The organism is Pseudomonas sp. AN-1 (assembly GCF_034057115.1).
Classification (GTDB): Bacteria; Pseudomonadota; Gammaproteobacteria; order Pseudomonadales; family Pseudomonadaceae; genus Geopseudomonas.
In genome coordinates this window covers 2,558,369-2,578,680 of record NZ_CP139195.1, presented here as the reverse complement: position 1 = coordinate 2,578,680, position 20,312 = coordinate 2,558,369, and the positions used below count along the sequence as shown (strand labels likewise).

The 20,312-nt window shown below is 71.0% G+C and carries 19 protein-coding genes; 9 read left to right on the top strand and 10 right to left on the bottom strand.

The annotated features are described in order from the left end of the window. Window positions 1-3: 3 nt before the first annotated feature. Window positions 4-618 (bottom strand): lipoprotein insertase outer membrane protein LolB, encoded by a 615-nt coding sequence (gene lolB, locus SK095_RS12090; protein ID WP_320546437.1) that lies wholly within the window; start codon window positions 616-618, stop codon window positions 4-6. Beyond that, a complete protein-coding gene (locus SK095_RS12085) occupies window positions 615-2,342 on the bottom strand; it encodes a tetratricopeptide repeat protein (RefSeq protein ID WP_320546436.1) in 1,728 nt (575 codons plus the stop codon). Before SK095_RS12085 ends, lolB begins: the two co-directional genes overlap by 4 nt. 166 nt (window positions 2,343-2,508) lie before the next feature. On the opposite strand from SK095_RS12085, the gene hemA reads away from it, so the two are divergent. The 6 genes from hemA to SK095_RS12055 all read left to right on the top strand — a co-directional run bounded on the left by hemA (window position 2,509) and on the right by SK095_RS12055 (window position 8,057). Next, on the top strand, window positions 2,509-3,774 hold the full coding sequence (gene hemA / locus SK095_RS12080; RefSeq protein WP_320546435.1) for a glutamyl-tRNA reductase: 1,266 nt from the start codon (window positions 2,509-2,511) through the stop codon (window positions 3,772-3,774). A gap of 53 nt (window positions 3,775-3,827) precedes the next feature. Beyond that, the gene (gene prfA / locus SK095_RS12075; RefSeq protein ID WP_136490194.1) at window positions 3,828-4,910 is read left to right on the top strand and encodes a peptide chain release factor 1; all 1,083 of its coding nucleotides are present in this window, start codon (window positions 3,828-3,830) and stop codon (window positions 4,908-4,910) included. 122 nt (window positions 4,911-5,032) lie between these two features. Further along, a complete protein-coding gene (gene prmC / locus SK095_RS12070; RefSeq protein WP_320546434.1) occupies window positions 5,033-5,878 on the top strand; it encodes a peptide chain release factor N(5)-glutamine methyltransferase in 846 nt (281 codons plus the stop codon). Beyond that, window positions 5,868-6,626, top strand: a complete 759-nt coding sequence (moeB, locus tag SK095_RS12065) for a molybdopterin-synthase adenylyltransferase MoeB (RefSeq protein ID WP_320546433.1) — start codon at window positions 5,868-5,870, stop codon at window positions 6,624-6,626. Before prmC ends, moeB begins: the two co-directional genes overlap by 11 nt. Further along, window positions 6,616-7,410: a glutamate racemase gene (murI, locus tag SK095_RS12060; RefSeq protein ID WP_320546432.1), complete on the top strand. Its 795-nt coding sequence runs from the start codon at window positions 6,616-6,618 to the stop codon at window positions 7,408-7,410. Before moeB ends, murI begins: the two co-directional genes overlap by 11 nt. A 134-nt stretch (window positions 7,411-7,544) precedes the next feature. After that, window positions 7,545-8,057 (top strand): acyloxyacyl hydrolase, encoded by a 513-nt coding sequence (locus SK095_RS12055; protein WP_136490853.1) that lies wholly within the window; start codon window positions 7,545-7,547, stop codon window positions 8,055-8,057. 33 nt (window positions 8,058-8,090) lie between these two features. Here the strand turns inward: SK095_RS12055 and phrB are convergent, their stop codons facing one another. The 3 genes from phrB to SK095_RS12040 all read right to left on the bottom strand — a co-directional run bounded on the left by phrB (window position 8,091) and on the right by SK095_RS12040 (window position 11,814). After that, window positions 8,091-9,527, bottom strand: a complete 1,437-nt coding sequence (gene phrB / locus SK095_RS12050; RefSeq protein ID WP_320546431.1) for a deoxyribodipyrimidine photo-lyase — start codon at window positions 9,525-9,527, stop codon at window positions 8,091-8,093. 88 nt (window positions 9,528-9,615) lie between these two features. Next, on the bottom strand, window positions 9,616-10,581 hold the full coding sequence (locus tag SK095_RS12045) for a YbgA family protein (protein ID WP_136490851.1): 966 nt from the start codon (window positions 10,579-10,581) through the stop codon (window positions 9,616-9,618). Window positions 10,582-10,824: 243 nt separating this feature from the next. After that, window positions 10,825-11,814: an NAD(P)/FAD-dependent oxidoreductase gene (locus SK095_RS12040; RefSeq protein ID WP_320546430.1), complete on the bottom strand. Its 990-nt coding sequence runs from the start codon at window positions 11,812-11,814 to the stop codon at window positions 10,825-10,827. 195 nt (window positions 11,815-12,009) lie between these two features. Here SK095_RS12040 and SK095_RS12035 point away from each other — a divergent pair, with 195 nt between their 5' ends. Next, window positions 12,010-12,912 carry a TIGR01777 family oxidoreductase gene (locus SK095_RS12035; RefSeq protein ID WP_320546429.1) on the top strand — a complete coding sequence of 301 codons (903 nt, stop codon included), beginning with the start codon at window positions 12,010-12,012 and terminating at the stop codon, window positions 12,910-12,912. Between the two features lie 12 nt (window positions 12,913-12,924). Next, the gene (gene hemH / locus SK095_RS12030; RefSeq protein ID WP_320546428.1) at window positions 12,925-13,950 is read left to right on the top strand and encodes a ferrochelatase; all 1,026 of its coding nucleotides are present in this window, start codon (window positions 12,925-12,927) and stop codon (window positions 13,948-13,950) included. Between the two features lie 60 nt (window positions 13,951-14,010). Here the strand turns inward: hemH and SK095_RS12025 are convergent, their stop codons facing one another. Both SK095_RS12025 and cueR read right to left on the bottom strand, forming a co-directional pair. Next, window positions 14,011-15,336 carry a lytic murein transglycosylase gene (locus tag SK095_RS12025; protein ID WP_320546427.1) on the bottom strand — a complete coding sequence of 442 codons (1,326 nt, stop codon included), beginning with the start codon at window positions 15,334-15,336 and terminating at the stop codon, window positions 14,011-14,013. Window positions 15,337-15,453: 117 nt separating this feature from the next. After that, on the bottom strand, window positions 15,454-15,861 hold the full coding sequence (cueR, locus tag SK095_RS12020) for a Cu(I)-responsive transcriptional regulator (protein WP_136490846.1): 408 nt from the start codon (window positions 15,859-15,861) through the stop codon (window positions 15,454-15,456). Window positions 15,862-16,023: 162 nt separating this feature from the next. On the opposite strand from cueR, the gene SK095_RS12015 reads away from it, so the two are divergent. Continuing rightward, window positions 16,024-16,224 (top strand): heavy-metal-associated domain-containing protein, encoded by a 201-nt coding sequence (locus tag SK095_RS12015; RefSeq protein WP_136490845.1) that lies wholly within the window; start codon window positions 16,024-16,026, stop codon window positions 16,222-16,224. Here SK095_RS12015 and SK095_RS12010 read toward each other — a convergent pair. The 3 genes from SK095_RS12010 to SK095_RS12000 all read right to left on the bottom strand — a co-directional run bounded on the left by SK095_RS12010 (window position 16,221) and on the right by SK095_RS12000 (window position 20,310). Beyond that, window positions 16,221-17,078: a response regulator transcription factor gene (locus SK095_RS12010; protein ID WP_320546426.1), complete on the bottom strand. Its 858-nt coding sequence runs from the start codon at window positions 17,076-17,078 to the stop codon at window positions 16,221-16,223. The two genes, SK095_RS12015 and SK095_RS12010, sit on opposite strands and share 4 nt — an antisense overlap. Before the next feature lie 177 nt (window positions 17,079-17,255). Continuing rightward, the gene (gdhA, locus tag SK095_RS12005) at window positions 17,256-18,593 is read right to left on the bottom strand and encodes an NADP-specific glutamate dehydrogenase (protein ID WP_136490843.1); all 1,338 of its coding nucleotides are present in this window, start codon (window positions 18,591-18,593) and stop codon (window positions 17,256-17,258) included. Between the two features lie 367 nt (window positions 18,594-18,960). After that, window positions 18,961-20,310 (bottom strand): sigma-54-dependent transcriptional regulator, encoded by a 1,350-nt coding sequence (locus SK095_RS12000; RefSeq protein WP_136490842.1) that lies wholly within the window; start codon window positions 20,308-20,310, stop codon window positions 18,961-18,963. Window positions 20,311-20,312: the final 2 nt, after the last annotated feature.

Below are 20,312 nucleotides of genomic sequence, written 5' to 3'. Positions count from 1 at the left end.
CGGTCACAGGCCGAGGCGGCGCGGCTGCCAGTCCTTGATCACCAGGGTGATGTCGAGGTTCTCGCCCAGCAGCTTGAGGCGTTGCGGCAGCCAGAAGCCGGCCTGCTGGCGGTAGTCGGCGTATTCGATCCGCCAGCCGTCCTGCTCCAGGCGCGCCAGGCGGCTGTCGGCGTCGAGGGTCAGCCGGCTCTTGCTGTCCGGCGCCGGCAGGCCGCGGATCCACCACAGCAGGTGGGAGACCGGCAGGCGCCAGCCGATCTGCTCCTCGAGCAGCGCCTCGGGTGATGCGGCCTGGTAGCGCCCCTGGTTGGCCACCTCGAGGAGGATGTCGCCCTCGCGGCCGGTCAGGCGGGTGGCGCCGCGGCCGAGCGGGCCGGACAGGCGGATGTCGTAGTAGTCGCGGCGCTGCAGCCAGAACAGCACGCCGCTGCCGGAGTCCTGCGGCGCGCGGATGCCGACCTTGCCGCTGATCTGCCAGCCGTCGATGGCGGCGACCTGGGTCTTGTGCTGGCGCCAGGCGGCGGGGCTGCCCTGGCCGCCGAGATCCTCGCGCGGGCCGATGCCGGCGCAACCGGCGAGCAGCAGCAGGCCGGCGAACAGCAGGTGGTGCAGTCTCACGGCTTCACCTTGCCGGTCAGGCGCTTGAGGGTGTCGCGCAGGATGTCGCTGTCCGGCGTGTCGGCCAGGGCCTTGCGCCAGACTTCGCGGGCCTCGGCCTGCTTGCCGCTGGCCCACAGCACCTCGCCGAGGTGGGCGGCGACCTCATGGTCGGGCATGCGCGCCAGGGCCTGGCGCAGCAGCTTCTCGGCTTCGGCCAGATTGCCCAGGCGGTAGTTGACCCAGCCGAGGCTGTCGAGGATCGCCGGGTCGTCCGGGTTCAGCGCGTAGGCCTTCTCGATCAGCGCGTGGGCCTCGGCGTAGCGGGTGGTGCGGTCGGCCAGGGTGTAGCCGAGGGCGTTGAGGGCCATGGCGTTTTCCGGCTCGCGCCCGATGATGAAGCGCAGGTCGCGCTCCAGCCCGGCCAGGTCGCCGCGCTTCTCGGCCAGCATGGCGCGGGTGTAGAGCAGGTTGAGATCCTCGGGGAACTGCTCGAGCGCTTCGGCAGTGCGCTGCCAGGCATCGTCGAGGCGATCCTGGTTGGTCAGGCTCTCGATCTCGATCAGGTACAGCTGCAGGGCGTAGTCCGGCTGGCTGTCGCGGGCGCCGGCCAGCAGGCGCTGGGCCTCGGCGACGCGCCCGTTCTTGACCAGTAGCTCGGTGCGGCGCACCTGCGCCGCCAGGTAGTCGTTGCCCGGGCCGACCGCGGCGTATTCGCGCAGCGCGGTGGCGCGATCGCCGTCCTGCTCGGCGATGCGGCCGAGGTTGAGGTGGGCGGCGTCGACGTGGGCGTCGCGCTCGATCAGCTCCTGCAGCAGCGGGCGGGCCTCGTCCCAGGCCTCGGCCTCGAGGCTGACCAGGGCCAGCGACAGGCGCAGGTCGTCGTCCTCGGGGAAGCGCCTGAGCAGTTCGCGGAACTGCTGGTGGGCATCCTCCAGGCGCTCGTCCTCGAGCAACTGGCGGGCGTAGGTCAGGCGCAGGCGCTTGTCGTCGGGGTGCAGGCGGATGCCGCCCTCGAGCACCCTGAGGGCCTCGTCGCCGCGGCCGAGCGAGCGCAGCAGGCGGGCGCGCAGCAGCAGCGGGGCGACCTCGCGGCTGCCGGCCGGGTGCGCCTCCAGGCTGGCAAGCGCCTCCTCGCTGCGGCCGTCCTGCTGCAGCAGCACGGCGCGGCCGAACAGCAGCTGGGCGTTGTCCGGATGGCGCTCGAGCAGGCGCTCGAAGCTCTGCCGCAGGCCGGCGCGGGCCTCGGGGTCGAGCTGGGCGGCGCTGAGGGCGAGGAAGTCGAAGTGGGTGTCGCCCTTGGCCTTGAGCACCTGCTCCATGTAGCCCATGGCCTCGTCGTGGCGGCCGGCGCGGGCCAGCTGGATGGCGGCGATGCGCTGGGCGTCGAGGTTGTCCGGGGCGCTGTCGGCCCACAGCAGGGCGGTCTCCAGGGCGGCCTCGTCGGCGCCCAAGTATTCGGCGATGCGGAAGGCGCGCTCGGCCACCGCCGGATCGCCGGTGGCGCGGGCCTGCTCCATGTAGTTGGCCAGGGCGATGTCGAAGCGGTCGCGCTGGCCGGCCAGCTCGGCCACCAGCAGGCTGTACAGGGTGTCCTGGCTGAACGAGGCGCTGGGCGCGGCGGGCTTGGCCGGCGCCGCGGTCGACTCGGACGCAGGCGGGTTGCCGTCGGGGCTAGTGGAGGGCAGGAACTGGCAACCGCCCAGCAACGCCAGGGCAGTCAGCAGCGCGAGGGATTTGTTCATGGCAGGCATACGCGGGCTCACCGGCAGGTCGGGCAATCATGACACAAGCGGGGGGGCAATCCCATGGCTGCAGGTGGCCATCGTCGCCTGCGGCGGCTAGGCAGTTGTCCTGTATCGCGCCAAGTAGGACAATTGTCGGCTTTCCAGGTCACCTCAGCGTCCCCGCATGGCTTTTCTCGCCCTCGGCATCAACCACAAAACCGCATCGGTGGCGGTCCGCGAGCGCGTGGCCTTCGGCCCCGAGCAACTGGTCGACGCCCTGCAGCAGCTGTGCCGAGTGACGCCGTGCCGCGAGGCGGCGATCCTCTCCACCTGCAACCGCAGCGAGCTGTACCTGGCGCTGGACGAGGCGCGTGCGGAGGAAATCCTCGCCTGGCTGGCCGGCTACCACGGCCTCAGCCTCGACGAGCTGCGTGCCTGCGCCTACATCCACCAGGGCAACGAGGCGGTGCGCCACATGATGCGCGTGGCCTGCGGCCTGGACTCGATGATCCTCGGCGAGCCGCAGATCCTCGGCCAGATGAAGGACGCCTACGCCAGCGCGCAGCAGGCCGGCACCCTCGGCCCGCTGCTCGGCCGGCTGTTCCAGGCCACCTTCAGCACCGCCAAGACGGTGCGCACCGATACCCGCATCGGCGAGAACCCGGTGTCGGTGGCCTTCGCCGCGGTGAGCCTGGCCAAGCAGATCTTCAGCGACCTCGGCCGCAGCCAGGCGCTGCTGATCGGCGCCGGCGAGACCATCGCCCTGGTCGCCCGCCACCTGCACGAGCAGGGGGTCAAGCGCATCGTGGTGGCCAACCGCACCCTCGAGCGCGCCAGTGCGCTGGCCGGCGAGGTCGGCGGCCAGGCCGTGCTGCTCGCCGACATTCCCGAGCAGCTGGTGGGCAGCGACATCGTCATCAGCTCCACCGCCAGCCCGCTGCCGATCCTCGGCAAGGGCGCCGTCGAGCGCGCACTGAAGAAGCGCAAGCACCGCCCGGTGTTCATGGTCGACATCGCCGTGCCGCGCGACATCGAGCCGGAGGTCGGCGAGCTGGACGACGTCTACCTGTACACCGTCGACGACCTGCACGAGGTGATCGCCGAGAACCTGCGCAACCGCCAGGACGCCGCGCGCGCCGCCGAGGAGCTGGTGGTGGCCGGGGTCGGCGCCTTCATTGAGCGCCTGCGCGAGCGCGACAGCGTCGACCTGCTGCGCGCCTACCGCACCCGCGCCGAGCAGCTGCGCGACGAGGAGCTGACCAAGGCCCTGCGCCTGCTCGGCAACGGCAGCCCGGCCGAGGAGGTGCTGGCCCAGCTGGCGCGCGGCCTGACCAACAAGCTGCTGCACGCGCCCAGCGTGCAGCTGAAGAAGTTTTCCGCCGCCGGCCGCCACGATGCGCTGGCCGTGGCCCAGGAACTGCTCGACCTTTCCGGCGAGCAGCATCGCTAACGCCCTGCGCGCCCGCCGAGCGGCGCGGCGCCAGCCATGGTGAACACGCCCCGATGAAAGCCTCGCTGCTGAACAAGCTCGATACCCTGCAGGACCGCTTCGAGGAGCTGACCGCGCTGCTCGGCGACGCCGAGGTGATCGGCGACCAGACCAAGTTCCGCGCCTACTCCCGCGAATACGCCGAGATCGAGCCGGTGATCGAAGCCTTCCGCGCCTTCCGCAAGGTGCAGGGCGACCTCGAGGGTGCCCAGGCGCTGCTCAAGGACAGCGACCCGGACCTGCGCGAGATGGCCGAGGAGGAGGTCGCCGCGGCCCGCGCGCAGCTCGAGGTGCTCGAGGCCAGCCTGCAGCGCATGCTGCTGCCGAAAGACCCCAACGACGGCCGCAACGTGTTCCTCGAGATCCGCGCCGGCACCGGCGGCGACGAGGCGGCGATCTTCTCCGGCGACCTGTTCCGCATGTACTCGCGCTACGCCGAGAAGCAGGGCTGGCGCGTCGAGATCCTCTCCGAGAGCGAGGGCGAGCACGGCGGCTACAAGGAGGTGATCGCCCGCGTCGAGGGCGACAACGTCTACGCCAAGCTCAAGTTCGAGTCCGGCGCCCACCGCGTGCAGCGCGTGCCGGAAACCGAATCCCAGGGCCGCATCCACACCTCGGCCTGCACCGTGGCGGTGCTGCCGGAGCCGGACGAGCAGGCGGCCATCGAGATCAACCCGGCCGATCTGCGCATCGACACCTACCGCGCTTCCGGCGCCGGCGGCCAGCACATCAACAAGACCGACTCGGCGGTGCGCATCACCCACCTGCCGACCGGGATGGTGGTCGAGTGCCAGGAAGAGCGCTCGCAGCACAAGAACCGCGCGCGGGCCATGGCCTGGCTGGCGGCCAAGCTGCAGGACCAGCAGGACGCCGCCGCGCACAGGGAGATGTCCGAGACGCGCAAGCTGCTGGTCGGCTCCGGCGACCGCTCCGAGCGCATCCGCACCTACAACTTCCCGCAGGGCCGGGTCACCGACCACCGCATCAACCTGACCCTGTACTCGCTGGGCGAGGTGCTGGGCGGTTCGGTGGAGCAGGTGATCGAGCCGCTGCTGCAGGAATACCAGGCCGACCAGCTGGCGGCGCTGGGCGATTGATTCCGTAGGGTGGACAACCGCGCAGCGTTGTCCACCGCTGGCTCTATGGTGGAAAACCGCTGCGCGGGTTTTCCACCCTACGTCCCCACATGCGAACGCGCCTCCCCCGGAGAACGCTGCTGATGCCCACCATCGAATCCCTGCTGAACGGCGCCGAGCTGCCCGACTCGCCGAGCGCCCGCCTGGACGCCGAGCTGCTGCTCGCCCATGTGCTCGGCAAGCCGCGCAGCTACCTGCGCACCTGGCCGGAGCGCGAGCCCGACGCCGCGCAGTGCGCTGCCTTCGCCGCCCTGCTGGAACGCCGCCGTGCCGGCGAGCCGGTGGCCTACCTGCTCGGCCGCCAGGGCTTCTGGAGCCTGGAGCTGGAGGTGGCGCCGCACACCCTGATCCCCCGTCCGGACACCGAGCTGCTGGTGGAGACCGCGCTGGCGCTGGGCCCGGGCGGACCGGCGCGGGTGCTCGATCTCGGCACCGGCACCGGCGCCATCGCCCTGGCCCTGGCCTGCGAGCGCCCGGCCTGGCAGGTGCTCGGCGTCGACCGGGTGGCCGAGGCGGTGCTGCTGGCCGAGCGCAACGGCGCGCGGCTCGGGCTGGCCAACGCCCGCTTCGTCGAAAGCCGCTGGTTTTCCGCGCTGACCGGCGAACGCTTCGCGATGATCGTCGGTAATCCGCCGTATATCGCCGCGGACGACCGCCATCTGAGCGAGGGCGACGTGCGCTTCGAGCCGGCCAGCGCGCTGGTCGCCGGTCAGGACGGACTCGACGATATCCGCTTGATCGTCCATGAGGCGCCGGAGCATCTCGAAGCCGGCGGCTGGCTGCTGCTCGAGCACGGCTATGACCAGGCCGAGGCGGTGCGCGCGCTGTTCGCCGCGCGCGGCTTCACTGACGTCGAGAGCCGCCGTGACCTCGGCGGCCACCAGCGCATCACCCTCGGCCGCTGGAACGGAGAGACTCATGCTCAGTGACGACGAGCTGCTGCGCTACAGCCGGCAGATCCTGCTCAGGCAGGTCGACATAGACGGCCAGCTGAAGATCCGGGCCGGCAGGGTGCTGGTGGTCGGCCTCGGCGGCCTCGGCTCGCCGGTGGCGCTGTACCTGGCCGCGGCCGGGGTCGGCGAGCTGCACCTGGCTGACTTCGACACGGTCGACCTGACCAACCTGCAGCGCCAGGTGATCCACGACACGGCCAGCGTCGGCCAGGCCAAGGTCGACTCGGCGATGGCGCGCCTGGCGGCCATCAACCCGCATGTGCGGCTGCTGCCGCTGCGCCAGGCGCTGGACGCCGACAGCCTGGCGGCCGCGGTGGCGGCGGTCGACGTGGTGGTCGACTGCTGCGACAACTTCACCACCCGCGCCGCGGTCAACGCCGCCTGCGTCGCCGCCGGCCGGCCGCTGGTGTCCGGTGCGGCGATCCGCCTCGAGGGCCAGCTGTCGGTGTTCGATCCGCGCAATGCCGCCAGCCCCTGCTACCACTGCCTGTATGGCGCGGGCAGCGAGGACGAGCTGACCTGCAGCGAGGCCGGCGTGCTCGGCCCGCTGGTCGGCCTGGTCGGCAGCCTGCAGGCGCTGGAGACGCTCAAGCTGCTGGCCGGCTTCGGCGAGCCGCTGGTCGGCCGCCTGCTGCTGGTCGATGCACTGGGCAGCCGCTTCCGCGAGCTGCGCGTCAGGCGCGATCCGCAGTGCGCTGTCTGCGGGGAAAGCCATGGCCAGTGAGGCGCCGGTCGGCGTGTTCGACTCCGGGGTCGGCGGCCTGTCGGTGCTTGGCGAGATCCGCGCGCGGCTGCCCCACGAGTCGCTGCTCTACGTCGCCGACAGCGGCCACGTGCCCTACGGCGAGAAGAGTCCCGAGTACATCCGCGAGCGCTGCCGGCGCATCGCCGACTTCCTGCTGGAGCAGGGCGCCAAGGCGCTGGTGGTGGCCTGCAACACCGCCACCGTGGCGGCGGTGGCCGAGCTGCGCGAGCGCCATCCCGGCCTGCCTATCGTCGGCATGGAGCCGGCGGTCAAGCCGGCGGCGGCGGCCACCCGCAGCGGCACGGTCGGCGTGCTGGCCACCACCGGCACGCTGAAGAGCGCACGCTTCGCCGCGCTGCTCGACCGTTTCGCCCACGACGTGACCGTGGTCACCCAGCCCTGTCCGGGGCTGGTGGAGTGCGTCGAGCAGGGCGCGCTGGCTGCGCCGGCGACCCGCGCGCTGCTGGCCTCCTACGTGCAGCCGCTGCTCGACGCCGGCTGCGACACCCTGATCCTCGGCTGCACCCACTATCCCTTCCTTAAGCCGCTGCTGCGCGAGCTGGTACCGGCGGACGTGCAGCTGATCGACACCGGCGCGGCGGTGGCGCGCCAGCTCGGGCGCCTGCTCGGCGAGCGCGAGCTGCTGGCGGCCGGGCCGGCGCAGCCGGCGCGCTTCTGGTCCAGCGGCGATCCGGCCGCTCTGGCGCGGGTGCTGCCGGTGCTGTGGGGCGAGGCCGCGGCGGTCGAGCGGCTGGAGGACTGAGCCCGCGCGCTTTCCTGGCGACGAGCGGCTCCTATACTTGCAACAAGGGCGTCATGCGGGGCGGTGTCCGGTGCGCTGGTCGTTGCCGTGCAGTCCACGACATCCACGGAAGCTCATTGCAAGGAATCGTCATCATGAAGCGATTGCTGACTGTCGGTGCTGTGCTGGCGGCCCTGGGCGCGAGCGTCCCGGCCAGCGCCTGGGATGCGACCCTGGCCGCCGGGGTGACCCGCGAGTCCACCCAGGTGGTGCGCCTGGCCCTGCAGCGCGACTTCGAGCGCAGCTGGTGGCAGAGCTCGAGCGGGCGCCTGACCGGCTACTGGGATGCCGGCTACACCTACTGGTTCGGCGACAAGGCCGCCAGCAACCACAGCCTGTCGTTCGCCCCGGTGTTCGTCTACGAGTTCGCCGGCGAGCGCGTGCGCCCCTATGTCGAGGCCGGCATAGGCGTAGCGCTGTTCTCCAGCACCGAGTTCGAGCAGCACGATCTGAGCACCGCGTTCCAGTTCGAGGACCGTCTCGGCTTCGGCCTGCGCTTCGCCGGCCAGGAGATCGGCGTGCGCGCCATCCACTACTCCAACGCCAGCCTCAAGCAGCCCAACGACGGCGCCGAGACCTATACGCTGCACTATCGCACCGCGTTCTGAGCGAAGCGAGGTCGCCCTGGCTGCCCACTCGCCTCAGGCGCTGGCCTTGTCCAGCGCCTTGAAAGCCGCCAGCGCACGCTCGCGCGAGCGCGCCAGGTCGACGATCGGGCGCGGATAGTCGGGCGCGCCGAACAGCCCGCCGAGCGCCGCCGGGTCGTGGATGTCGCGCCTGTTCAGGCCGGCCAGTTCCGGCACCCACTGGCGGATGAAGGCGCCGTCCGGATCGAACTTCTCCGACTGGGTCAGCGGGTTGAAGATGCGGAAGTAGGGCGCCGCGTCGGTGCCGGTGGAGGCGCTCCACTGCCAGCCGCCGTTGTTGGCGGCCAGGTCGCCGTCGATCAGTTGCTGCATGAACCAGCGCTCGCCGTGGCGCCAGTCGATCAAGAGGTTCTTGGTCAGGAACATGGCGACGATCATGCGCAGGCGGTTGTGCATCCAGCCGGTGGCAAGCAGCTGGCGCATGGCGGCGTCGACTATGGGGATGCCGGTGCGGCCCTGCTGCCAGGCTTCGAGGTCTGCCGGTGCGTCGCGCCAGGCCAGCGCCTCGGTCTCGACGCGGAAGGCGCGGCCCATGGATACCCGCGGGTAGCCGACCAGGATGTGCTTGTAGAACTCGCGCCAGAGCAGCTCGCTGATCCAGGTCACCACCCCGGGATTGCCGTCGGCGAACTCGCCGGCGTTGACCGCCAGCGCGGCGTGCAGGCACTGGCGCGGCGACAGCACGCCGGCGGCCAGCCAGGGCGACAGGGCGCTGGTGCCGGGCCTGGCCGGGAAGTCGCGCTCGGCGGCGTACCAGGCCAGGTGTCCGTCGACGAAGTCTTCCAGCTGGCGGTGCGCAGCCGCCTCGCCGGCCGGCCACAGCCGGCGCAGTTCGTCGCCGGGCGTGGCGAAACCGTCGATCGCCACCGGCAGCGGATCGCCGGCGATTCCGCTCGGCGGCTGGATGCACGGCAGCGGCTGCAGCGCCGGCAGGGCTTCGTCGAGGCGTGCGTAGCAGAGCTTGCGGAACTGGCTGAACACCTGGAAGTAGCCGCCGCTGCGGGTCAGCAGGCTGCCGGGAGCGAACAGCACCTGGTCGGTATGGCTGTGCCAGGCGATGCCGGCGTCCTGCAGGGTCGCGGCCACCGCGCGGTCGCGACGCTGTTCGTTGACGCCGTACTCGGCGTTGACGTGGACGCTGCGCACGCCGTGCTCGCGGCACAGCGCCAGCAGCACGGCGGGGGCGTCGTCCCAGCGCTCGGCGGTGCGCAGCAGCAGCGGGATGTTCAGCGCGGCGAGGCTCTTCGACAGCTCGGCGAGGTTGCGCAGCCAGAAGTCGACCTTGCAGGCTGCGTCGTCGTGCGCGCGCCACTGCGCCGGGCTGAGCAGCCAGACGGCCAGCAGCGGGCCGTCGCCGCGGGCTGCCGCGGCGGCCAGGGCGGTGTTGTCGCGCACGCGCAGGTCGCTGCGCAGCCAGACCAGACGGGACATCGGGATCTCCTCAGGGGGCGGCGAGCAGGCCGCGTCGTGGCGGGCACCGGCCGGGGCCGTCGGCCAGTCGCGCAGCACCGCTTGCCGTTCAGATGGCGTTGCGCAGGCCGAGCTCCTGCGGGTGGGGCTGCAGGTAGGCCTGCAGGGCGACGTAGCGGTCCGGATGGCGGCGGAAGTGGTGCTTGAGCAGGGTCAGCGGCACCACCAGTGGCACCATGCCTTCGCGGTACTGCTCGATCAGCTGCTGGATCTCGCGGCGCTCCTCGCCGGGCAGGGCGCGGCGCAGGTAGCCGGACAGGTGCTGCAGGACGTTGGCGTGGGTGCCGCGGGTGGCGCAGCGCTTCAGCGCGGCCATCAGCTCGGCGAAGTAGCGCGGGCCGAACTCGGCCGGGTCGTGCGCGCCGATGCCGGCCAGCAGGCGGCCCAGCTCGCGGTACTTGAGCGGGTGGTGGGCCATCAGCAGGTACTTGTGGCGGGAGTGGAAGGCGATGATGCCCTTGCGGGTCAGGCCCTCGGCGCACAGGCGCTGCCAGTCGCCGTAGGCGAACACCCGGGCGATGAAGTTCTCGCGCAGCACCGGATCGTGGAGACGGCCGTCCTCCTCGATCGGCAGCTCGGGGCGCAGGCGCGCCAGGGTGGCGGTGAATATGCCCGCGCCCTGCTCGGCGGGGCGGCCATCGTCCTGATAGACCTTGACCCGCTCCATGCCGCAGGAGGGCGACTTCTGCATGACGATCAGGCCGCTGACGTCGTGCAGGCGCGCGGCGACGCCTTCGGCGTAGCCGGCCAGCGCCTCGGTGACGTCGCGCTCGCGGGTCACCGTGCCCACCGCGCGCGGCGCGCCGGGGTCGCCGACCAGGCGGATCGGCTCGCGCGGGGCGCCCAGGCCGATGGCCATCTCCGGGCACAGCGGCTGGAAGTCGAAGTGCTTGCCGAGCACCTCGCGGCACAGCAGCGACTGCTTGTGGCCGCCGTTGTAGCGCACCTCGTTGCCGAGCAGGCAGGCGCTGATGGCGAGCTTGAGGCGGGGGGATTGGGACTGTGCGTGGATCATGGCGTGTACCTTGGCGGTCGGGTGCAGGCGGCACCGGCGGCTGCGGCCTGTACAGGGAAACGGACTTGTACAGCTCTTCTACAGGGTCGGATATTTTGTTGTACAGGTCAAGCCAATTGTACAGGTTTTGGCGTTCTCCTGCGGCCGAGCGGCTGCACCGCCATCCTTTCGGCAGGTGCAGGCTGAGCGAGGGGGAGTGGCGGGTGCCTGCCCGCGCCCGGCGTGGCGCAGGCGGCGGCCGGTCTAGGCGGCGGCGTGTTCGAGCAGGCGGCGAGCCGCTTCCTGGCCGCTCAGCCAGGCGCCCTCGACGCGGCCGGACAGGCACCAGTCGCCGCAGGCGTACAGGCCGAGGTCGGGGTCGGCCAGCGCGCCCCACTGGTGAGCCTGCGCCGGACGGGCGTACAGCCAGCGATGGGCCAGACTGAAGTCGGCCTCCGGCACGGCGCAGCCGATCAGCTCGGCGAAGGCGCAGCGCAGTTGCTCGATCACCGCCTCGCGCGGCAGGTCGAGGTGCTGGCGGCTCCACGCGCTGGTGGCGTGCAGCACCCAGGTGTCCGGGCTCTGGCTGCGGGCGGGCTTGCTGCGGTTGCGCGCCAGCCAGTCGAGCGGGCTGTCCTGCACGAAGCAGCCTTCGACCGGGGTGTCGAGCGCCTTGCCGAAGGACAGGGCCACCGCCCAGACCGGCTCCATCACCACGCTGGCCACGGTGGCGGCCAGCTTGGGCGCGGAGGAGAGCAGCGCGGTGGCCTGCGGGGCGGGGGCGGCGATGATCACCTTGCTGAACGGGCCGTGGCTCTGGCCGTCGGCGTCCAGCAGGTGCCAGTGCTGCTCGCCGCGGAACACCTCGGTGATGCGGCAGGCGAAGGTCGCCGGCAGTTCGCCGAGCAGGTTGCGGGTCAGCGCGCTCATCCGCGGGACGCCGACGAAGCGCAGCTGGGTGTCCGCCGAGAGGCTCAGCTGGCCACCCTGCGACTGGTACAGCACCGGCTTCCATTCGGTCAGCCAGCCCTGCTCCTGCCACTGCTGCACGGCTTCGACGAAGCGCCGGTCGCGCGCGGTGAAGTACTGGGCGCCCAGGTCGAGGTCGCCGACATCGCAGCGCCTGCTCGACATGCGCCCGCCGCTACCGCGTCCCTTGTCGAACAGCTGCACCTCGAGCTCCGCCGCCGTGAGCGCTTGGGCTGCCGACAGGCCGGCCATGCCGCTGCCGATGATGGCGATGGGAGTGTTCATGTTTCACCTCTGTCACTGAGAATTCAGGCTAATCCTTGGACTCTACTTATACAATATGCTCATTCATGTACAGAATGATATGCTGCGGTCCAGCCTTGAACCCGGTCCGCCGCCAGCGTGTTGCGGCCTGGCCGGTGTTTTCAGTGTGGACCAGACTCAGGACTGACGCATGCGAGCAGACGAGGAGATACGGCGATGCGCATTCTGCTGACCGGCGGTACCGGCCTGATCGGCCGGGCGCTCTGTCGCCTGTGGGCGGGGCAGGGGCACGAACTGGTGGTGTGGAGCCGCCGCCCGCAGGAGGTCGCCGGCCTGTGCAGCGGCGCGCGCGGCATCGCCCGGCTCGACGAGCTGGCCCCCGACCTGCCGCTGGATGCGGTGGTCAACCTGGCCGGGGCGCCGATCGCCGACCGGCCGTGGACCGCCGCGCGCCGCCGGCAGCTGTGGGACAGCCGCATCGCCTTGACCGGGCAACTGGTCGACTGGCTGGCCCGGCGCCCGCTCAGGCCGGGGGTGCTGCTGTCCGGCTCGGCGGTGGGCTGGTACGGCGACGGCGGCGAGCGGCGGCTCAACGAGGACAGCCCGGCCGGCAGCGAGGACTTCGCCAGCGAGCTGTGCTTCGCCTGGGAGGCGGCGGCGCTGCGCGCCGAGGAGCTGGGCATCCGCGTGGTGCTGGTGCGCACCGCGCCGGTGCTGGCGGCGCGCGGCGGCATGCTGGCGCGCCTGCTGCCGCCGTTCCGCCTCGGCCTCGGCGGACGCATGGGCAGCGGCCGGCAGTGGATGCCGTGGATCCACCTGGAGGACGAGGTGGGGCTGATCGACTTTCTCCTCCACCATGAGGAATGCCGCGGTCCCTATAATGCCTGCGCGCCGAATCCGGTGCGCAACGCCGAGTTCGCCCGCACCCTCGGCCGCGTGCTGCATCGCCCGGCGCTGCTGCCGGCGCCGGCCTGCGTGCTGCGCCTGGCGCTGGGCGAGATGGCCGGCCTGCTGCTCGGCGGCCAGCACCTGCAGCCGCAGCGTACCCTAGACGCCGGCTACCGCTTCCGTTTTCCCGATCTCGAGGCGGCGCTGGCCGACCTCCTCGCTCGACACTGACAAGGACACTGCATGACCGATCACGCCCTGCTGCTGGTCAACCTGGGCTCGCCGGCCTCCACCGAGGTGGCCGACGTGCGGCGCTACCTCAACCAGTTCCTCATGGATCCCCACGTCATCGACCTGCCCTGGCCGCTGCGCCGGCTGATCGTGGCGATGATCCTGATTAGGCGGCCGGCGGCCTCGGCCGAGGCCTACCGCTCGATCTGGTGGGAGGAGGGCTCGCCGCTGATGGTGCTCAGCCGCCGCCTGCAGGCGAAGGTCGCCGAGCGCTGGGCGCACGGCCCGGTGGAGCTAGCGATGCGCTACGGCGAGCCGTCGATCGACAGTGGCCTGCAGCGCCTGGCTGCGCAGGGCGTCCGGCGGGTGACCCTGGTGCCGCTGTATCCGCAGTTCGCCGACAGCACGGTGACCACGGTGGTCGAGGAGACGCGGCGGGCGATGGCGGCGCGCGGACATGCCTTCGCCGTGGACGTGCTGCCGCCGTTCTACGACCAGCCGGAATACCTCGAGGCGCTGGCCGCGAGCGTGCGCCCCCATCTGGAGCAGGGCTTCGACCACCTGCTGCTCAGCTACCACGGCCTGCCCGAGCGCCACCTGCACAAGAGCGACCCCACCGGCAGCCACTGCCTGAAGGATGCCGACTGCTGCCGGCGCGCCAGCGGCGCGGTACTGGCCAGCTGCTACCGGGCGCAGTGCCTGGGCACCAGCGAAGGCCTGGTCGCCCGGCTCGGCCTGGGCGAGGAGCAGTGGTCGATGTCCTTCCAGTCGCGGCTGGGCCGCGCCAAGTGGATCGAGCCCTACACCGACGCGACCCTCGAGAGGCTGGCCCGCGAGGGGGTGAAGAAGCTGCTGGTGATGTGCCCGGCGTTCGTCGCCGACTGCATCGAGACCCTCGAGGAGATCGGCGACGAGGGTCGCACCGCGTTCCGCGCCGCCGGCGGCGACGACCTGGTGCTGGTGCCCTGCCTGAACGACCATCCGCAGTGGGTCGAGGCGCTGGTCGGCTTGTGCGAGCGCATGCCGGTCGCGCTGTAGGACGCCGGCAACGCAAAAGGGCGACCCACGGGTCGCCCTTTTGCGTTGCCAGGGATCGCTTCACGGCAGCTGGCGCAGCCGCTCCAGCAACTGGTGGTTCGGGTGGCCGTCGGCCGGCCAGCCGAGCTGCTGCTGGGTGGCGCGCACCGCGCGGCGGGTGTTGGCGCCGATGATGCCGTCGGCCGTGCCGGGATCGAAGCCGCTGCGCGCCAGGCGCTCCTGCAGTTCGATGCGCTCGCTGCGCGACAGCGGGCGCTCGCCGCGCGGCCAGGCGGCGACGACCTGGCCGCCGCCGGCGAAGCGCTCGCCGAGCAGGCCGATGGCCAGGGCATAGGCGGTGGAGTTGTTGTACTTGAGGATGGCGCGGAAGTTGTCCTGCACCAGGAAGGCCGGGCCGCGGTAGCCTGCCGGCAGCACCAGGCTGGCCAGCTGGCTGTCGTCGCGCACTACGTTGTAGGGATGCTGCGGGCGCACGCCCAAGCGCAGCCATTCGCCCAGCGGCTTGCGCTGCTCCGGGTCGGCCAGGGCGTAGTCGAAGCCGGCCGGCAGGCGCACTTCCATGCCCCAGCTCTTGCCGCTCTGCCAGCCCGAGGCGCTCAGGTAGTTGGCGGTGGAGGCCAGCGCATCGGCGGTGGAGTCCCAGATGTCGCGGCGGCCGTCGCCGTCGAAATCCACCGCATGGCGCTGGTAGGTGGTGGGGATGAACTGGGTCTGGCCCATGGCCCCGGCCCAGGAGCCCAGCATGCGCTGCGGCTGCACGTCGCCGTGCTCGAGGATCTGCAGCGCGGCGAGCAGCTGGTCGTGGGCGAACTGCGGCCGGCGGCCCTCGTAGGCGAGGGTGGCCAGCGAGCGGATCACGCTCAGGTTGCCGGTGTTGCTGCCGAAGTTGCTCTCCATGCCCCAGATCGCCACCAGCACGTTGCGCTCGACGCCGTAGCGCTGCTCGATGGCGCGCAGGGTGGAGGCGTGCTCGGCGAGCAGGCGCTGGCCGCGGTGCACGCGTTGCGGCGACACGGCACTGTCGAGGTATTCCCAGATCGGCCGGCTGAACTCCGGCTGGCTGCGGTCGGCGCGGATCACCGCCGGGTCGACGGTGACCTCGGCGAAGGCGCGCGCGAAGGTGGCCGGCGCGATGCCGGCGGCCAGCGCCTCGCGGCGGAAGGCGTCGCGCCAGGCGGCAAAGCTCTGCTGCGGCGCCGCGGCGGCGGGCACTGCGGCGCTGGACAGGGCGGGCGCCACCACGCTTGCGCTGGCCAGCGGCAGGCTGGCGGCGGGGCCCTGGGCGGGAGGCTCGGCACAGGCGCTGAGCTGGGTCAGCGCCAGCAGCAACGCGCTGCCGCTGAACAGACGGCGGCGCAACGCTCGCCCGGCGGTCGGGTTGGACATGGAGGACTTCCACGGCAATGCTGAACAGGCGGCAACCTTACCATGCCCCCGCCCGGTTTGACTCCGCCGGGTCGTCGCAGGGCGGGTCGCCCGTCGGTTCGCCGGGCCGGCCGCACCTCAGTCGCCGGCGGGCGGCGTGCCGCACTCCAGGCTGTGCAGGATCGGGCAGTCGGGGCGCTGGTCGCCCTGGCAGTGCTCGACCAGATCGCTCAGGGTGTCGCGCAGGCTGGCCAGTTCGGCGATCTTGCGCTCGAGGGCGGCGATATGGCCGAGGGCCAGCGCCTTGACGTCGGCGCTGGCGCGCTGGCGGTCCTGCCACAGCTCGAGCAGGCGCCCGATTTCCTCCAGAGAAAAGCCCAGGTCGCGGGCGCGGCGGATGAAGGTCAGACGGTGCAGGTCCTGCTCTCCGTAGCGGCGATAGCCGTTGTCGCCGCGTCCGGCCGGCTGCAGCAGGCCGATGCTTTCGTAGTGGCGGATCATCTTGGCGCTGAGGCCGGAGCGGCTGGCGGCTTGGCCGATGTTCATGGCGGGCTCCCCGCGAGTAGAGAAGGGCGATGGCGGTCAAGGATCGACCTTGCCATGGGGGCAAGGTCAAGGTCGCGCGCGGCGCAGCGCCGCAGGCGCTTGACCTGGCCGGGGCGCAGCGGTCAAAACTGGTCGCCTCCATTGTTAAGCGAGGAAGGCATCATGCAGGTTTTCAAGGTCCAGGGCATGTCCTGTGCGCACTGCGTCCGCGCCATCACCCAGGCTCTCCAGGCGCTCGACGGCAGCGCACGGGTCGAGGTCGACCTGGCGAGCGCCGAGGTGCGGGTCGACAGCGGCCTGAGCGCCGAGCAGGTGCTGGCGGCGCTGCGCGAGGAAGGCTACGAGGCCTGCCGGGCGGCCTAGCCCGGCGGCGCGGCCGCGGCGCTGGCCCGCTCGATGGCGGGCGGGAGGTGGTCGGCCTGCTGGCGGGCCTGCCGGCAACTGCTCGGGCTGTGGCCGAAGTGCTGGCGGAAGGCACGGGCGAAGTAGGACGGATCCTTGAAGCCGACCTTGCCGGCGATGCCGGCGATCGGCGTATCGCTGTTGAGCAGCAGGTCCTCGGCGGCCTGCATGCGCTTGCCCATCACGTATTCCTGGAAGCCGATGCCGCAGCTCTGCTTGAACAGCCGGCTGAAGCGCACCACCGACATGCGGCACAGTTCGGCCATCTCGCGTTCCTCGATGCGCTCGCGGAAGTGGCTGTCGATGTGGGCCAGGGCGGCATGCAGCGGCTGCCGGGCCTCGGCGCCGCGGTTGAGGCGCACGCACTCGGGCAGTCGCTCGACGCGGGCGAGGCGCTGGCGCGGGGCGGGGCCGGCCGGTTGCAGGCGCAGCTCGTGCAGGGCATGCAGGGCCTTGAGGTAGCGCAGGCGTTCGGCGCTGGACAGCGGCAGCACCAGGTAGTCCCAGACGCCGGCACGGAAGGCCCACACCGCCAGCTCCTCGGAGTGCTGCAGGGTGAGCATGGTGATCGGCAGGGCGGCAAAGCGCCGCTTGATCTCCAGCAGCAGGTGCAGGCCGTGGTCGTCGGGGCGGTCGAACTGCAGGCAGAGCATGTCCGCGTGCGTCTGCACCGCGGCGTCCGCCAGGCTGTCGAGGCCGTCGGCGCGGACGATCCGGCACTGTGCGGCGAACTGCTCGATGCACTGCTCGGCGACCTGGTCGCAGCTCAGGTCGATCCAGAGGAGAAGGGGCTTGCCCGCGGCCTTGGTACTCATTCCCGTGACTACTCGGCTGACTTGCTTTGCTAGCAAGTGAAGATCAGTCGAGCGCGGGACATGAGACCCAATCGAAGTAGGTTGATGGCCTTCTGCCAGCCTTTCGGAATAAACCGGCAGACGAGGAAAAGCCGGCGCTAGGCCGGCTTTTCGGGTACTGCGGGAGCGCGGTGGAACTCAGACCACGCCCTGGGCCAGCATGGCGTCGGCGACCTTGACGAAGCCGGCGATGTTGGCGCCCTTGACGTAGTTGATGCGGCCGTTCTCTTCGCCGTAGTTGACGCAGGCGTGGTGGATGTTCTGCATGATGCTGTGCAGCTTGGCGTCCACTTCACCGTCGGTCCACAGCAGGCGCATGGCGTTCTGGCTCATTTCCAGACCCGACACGGCCACGCCGCCGGCGTTGGAGGCCTTGCCCGGGGCGTAGAGGATGCCGGCCTCGATGAACAGGTCCACCGCTTCCAGGGTCGACGGCATGTTGGCGCCTTCGGCGACGCAGAAGCAGCCGTTCTTCATCAGGGTGCGTGCGTCCTCGGCGTCCAGCTCGTTCTGGGTGGCGCACGGCAGGGCGATGTCGCACGCGATGCCCCACGGACGCTGGCCTTCCAGGTACTGCAGGCCGAAGTGGGCCGCCATTTCCTCGATGCGACCGCGACGGACGTTCTTCAGGTCCATCAGGTAGTCGAACTGCTCCTTGTTCAGGCCCGCCTCGATGTACAGGGTGCCGGCGGAGTCGGACAGGGAGATGACCTTGCCGCCCAGTTCCATGACCTTCAGCGCGGCGTACTGGGCCACGTTGCCCGAGCCGGAGATGGCCACGCGCTTGCCGTCGAAGCCTTCGTGACGGCTCTTGAGCATTTCCTGGGCGAAGTACACGCAGCCGTAGCCGGTGGCTTCCGGACGGATCAGGCTGCCGCCGTAGCTCATGCCCTTGCCGGTCAGCACGGAGGTGAACTCGTTGGCCAGGCGCTTGTACTGGCCGTACATGAAGCCGATCTCGCGGGCGCCCACGCCGATGTCGCCGGCCGGCACGTCGAGGTCGGCGCCGATGTGGCGGTACAGCTCGCTCATGAACGACTGGCAGAAGCGCATCACTTCGTTGTCGCTCTTGCCCTTCGGATCGAAGTCGGAGCCGCCCTTGCCGCCGCCCATGGGCAGGGAGGTCAGCGAGTTCTTGAACACCTGCTCGAAGGCCAGGAACTTCAGCACGCCCAGGTTCACCGACGGGTGGAAGCGCAGGCCGCCCTTGTACGGGCCGATGGCGCTGCTCATCTGCACGCGGAAGCCGCGGTTGACGCGCACGTTGCCCTGGTCGTCGATCCACGGTACCCGGAACATGATCACGCGCTCGGGCTCGACGATGCGCTCGAGGATGTTGGCCTTCAGGTAGCGCGGCTCGCTCTGCAGGAACGGCCACAGGCTGCGCACCACCTCTTCCACGGCCTGGTGGAATTCCGGCTGGTCGGGGTCGCGGCGCTTGATCTGCGCCAGGAATGCGTCAAGGGTCTGGGGCATGGGGAGGCCTCGATAGTTTGTTTCGAAATCGGCTGTAGTCGTTGGATGGGCGGGAATTTAGCAGCCGAGCGTGCTTTGTGATAGTGCAAAATGACGCTTGAGTGAAACTTTTTGGTGCTTTTATGTAAATGCGGCCTTGCATATGCCGATTTTGAAGGGTTGTTCGTGCTGCTTATGTGCACGGAATTGGGGCTTTCAGGGTTCGAAAATGGTGCGTCGATGGGCCGCTGGGAGGCGGTCGCGGGCGGGTTCGCGCCGGGGCGCCGCGGCCATCGGCTCGCGGTGCGAGCAGGCGCGGGCCTGCCCCGTGCGGGGTTGCGGAGGCGTGGGCGAGGAGCCGGCGCCCCGGCGAGGGGCGCGGCGGGGATCAGTCGATGCCGAGCTTCTTAAGCCGGTAGCGCATCGAGCGGAACGACAGGCCGAGGCGCTGGGCGGCGGCGGTGCGGTTCCAGCGGGTTTCCTCGAGCGCCTGCATGATCGCCTGGCGCTCGATGTTCTCGAGGAAGTCCTCGAGGTCGTCGATCTGCGTCAGCTGGCCGGCGGCTTCGCCGCTGGCGCTGGCGGCGGGGGCGTCGCCCAGGCGCAGGTCGCTGGCCTGGATCAGGTCGTCCTCGCAGAGGGTGTAGGCGCGCTCGAGCATGTTCTCCAGCTCGCGCACGTTGCCGGGGAAGCGGTAGCTCTTGAGCTTCTCCAGCGCCTCGGCGGAGAGGCGCGCCGGTTCCAGGCCGCAGTCGGCGGCCAGGCGGGCGAGGGCGCGCTCGGCGAGCAGCGGGATGTCCTCGCGGCGCTCGCGCAGCGGCGGCACGCCCAGTTCGATGACGTTGAGGCGGTAGTAGAGATCCTGGCGGAAGCGCCCGGCGGCGACCTCGGCGGCCAGGTCCTTGTGGGTGGCGCTGAGGATGCGCACGTCCACCGCCAGCTCCTGCTGGCCGCCGACCGCGCGCACGGCCTTCTCCTGGATGGCGCGCAGCAGCTTGACCTGCATCGGCAGCGGCAGGTCGGCCACCTCGTCGAGGAACAGGGTGCCGCCGTCGGCGGCCTTGAACAGGCCGGGCTTGTCCTCCACTGCGCCGGTGAAGCTGCCCTTGCGGTGGCCGAAGAACTCGCTCTCCATCAGCTCCGAGGGGATGGCGCCGCAGTTGACCGGCACGAACGGCTTGTCGGCGCGCGGGCCGAGTTCGTGGATCAGCCGCGCCACCAGCTCCTTGCCGCTGCCCGACTCGCCGCTGATGTACACCGGCGCCTGGCTGCGCGACAGCTTGGCGATCTGCTTGCGCAGGGCGCGCATCGGCGGCGAGTCGCCGAGCAGGCGGCTGTCCACCGAGCCTCCGGCTTCCGCCGCCGACTGCGGGGCGCGCAGGCGCAGGGCGGTGGCCACCAGCTCGCGCAGGCGGCCGAGGTCGACCGGCTTGGTGAGGAAGTCGAAGGCGCCGGCCTTGAGCGCGTCGATCGCGGTGTCGACGCTGCCGTAGGCGGTGATCATCGCCACCGGCGTCTGCGGGTAGCGCTGCTGGATCAGCTGCACCAGTTCCTGGCCGGTGCCGTCGGGCAGGCGCATGTCGGTCAGGCACAGGTCGAACGGCTCGCGCGCCAGCCACTCGCGCGCTTCCTTGACGTTGCGCGCGCAGCGGGTGTCCAGCTTCATGCGGCCGAGGGTGATTTCCAGCAGTTCGCGGATGTCGGGTTCGTCGTCGACGATCAGGGCTCGTTGCGCCATGG

Bases quoted from the DNA above. Each gene is read 5' to 3' on its own strand.
- SK095_RS12085 (WP_320546436.1), bottom strand. From the start codon at position 2,342: ATGAACAAATCCCTCGCGCTGCTGACTGCCCTGGCGTTGCTGGGCGGT.
- hemA (WP_320546435.1), top strand. From the start codon at position 2,509: ATGGCTTTTCTCGCCCTCGGCATCAACCACAAAACCGCATCGGTGGCG.
- prfA (WP_136490194.1), top strand. From the start codon at position 3,828: ATGAAAGCCTCGCTGCTGAACAAGCTCGATACCCTGCAGGACCGCTTC.
- prmC (WP_320546434.1), top strand. From the start codon at position 5,033: ATGCCCACCATCGAATCCCTGCTGAACGGCGCCGAGCTGCCCGACTCG.
- moeB (WP_320546433.1), top strand. From the start codon at position 5,868: ATGCTCAGTGACGACGAGCTGCTGCGCTACAGCCGGCAGATCCTGCTC.
- murI (WP_320546432.1), top strand. From the start codon at position 6,616: ATGGCCAGTGAGGCGCCGGTCGGCGTGTTCGACTCCGGGGTCGGCGGC.
- SK095_RS12055 (WP_136490853.1), top strand. From the start codon at position 7,545: ATGAAGCGATTGCTGACTGTCGGTGCTGTGCTGGCGGCCCTGGGCGCG.
- phrB (WP_320546431.1), bottom strand. From the start codon at position 9,527: ATGTCCCGTCTGGTCTGGCTGCGCAGCGACCTGCGCGTGCGCGACAAC.
- SK095_RS12045 (WP_136490851.1), bottom strand. From the start codon at position 10,581: ATGATCCACGCACAGTCCCAATCCCCCCGCCTCAAGCTCGCCATCAGC.
- SK095_RS12040 (WP_320546430.1), bottom strand. From the start codon at position 11,814: ATGAACACTCCCATCGCCATCATCGGCAGCGGCATGGCCGGCCTGTCG.
- SK095_RS12035 (WP_320546429.1), top strand. From the start codon at position 12,010: ATGCGCATTCTGCTGACCGGCGGTACCGGCCTGATCGGCCGGGCGCTC.
- hemH (WP_320546428.1), top strand. From the start codon at position 12,925: ATGACCGATCACGCCCTGCTGCTGGTCAACCTGGGCTCGCCGGCCTCC.
- SK095_RS12025 (WP_320546427.1), bottom strand. From the start codon at position 15,336: ATGTCCAACCCGACCGCCGGGCGAGCGTTGCGCCGCCGTCTGTTCAGC.
- cueR (WP_136490846.1), bottom strand. From the start codon at position 15,861: ATGAACATCGGCCAAGCCGCCAGCCGCTCCGGCCTCAGCGCCAAGATG.
- SK095_RS12015 (WP_136490845.1), top strand. From the start codon at position 16,024: ATGCAGGTTTTCAAGGTCCAGGGCATGTCCTGTGCGCACTGCGTCCGC.
- SK095_RS12010 (WP_320546426.1), bottom strand. From the start codon at position 17,078: ATGAGTACCAAGGCCGCGGGCAAGCCCCTTCTCCTCTGGATCGACCTG.
- gdhA (WP_136490843.1), bottom strand. From the start codon at position 18,593: ATGCCCCAGACCCTTGACGCATTCCTGGCGCAGATCAAGCGCCGCGAC.
- SK095_RS12000 (WP_136490842.1), bottom strand. From the start codon at position 20,310: ATGGCGCAACGAGCCCTGATCGTCGACGACGAACCCGACATCCGCGAA.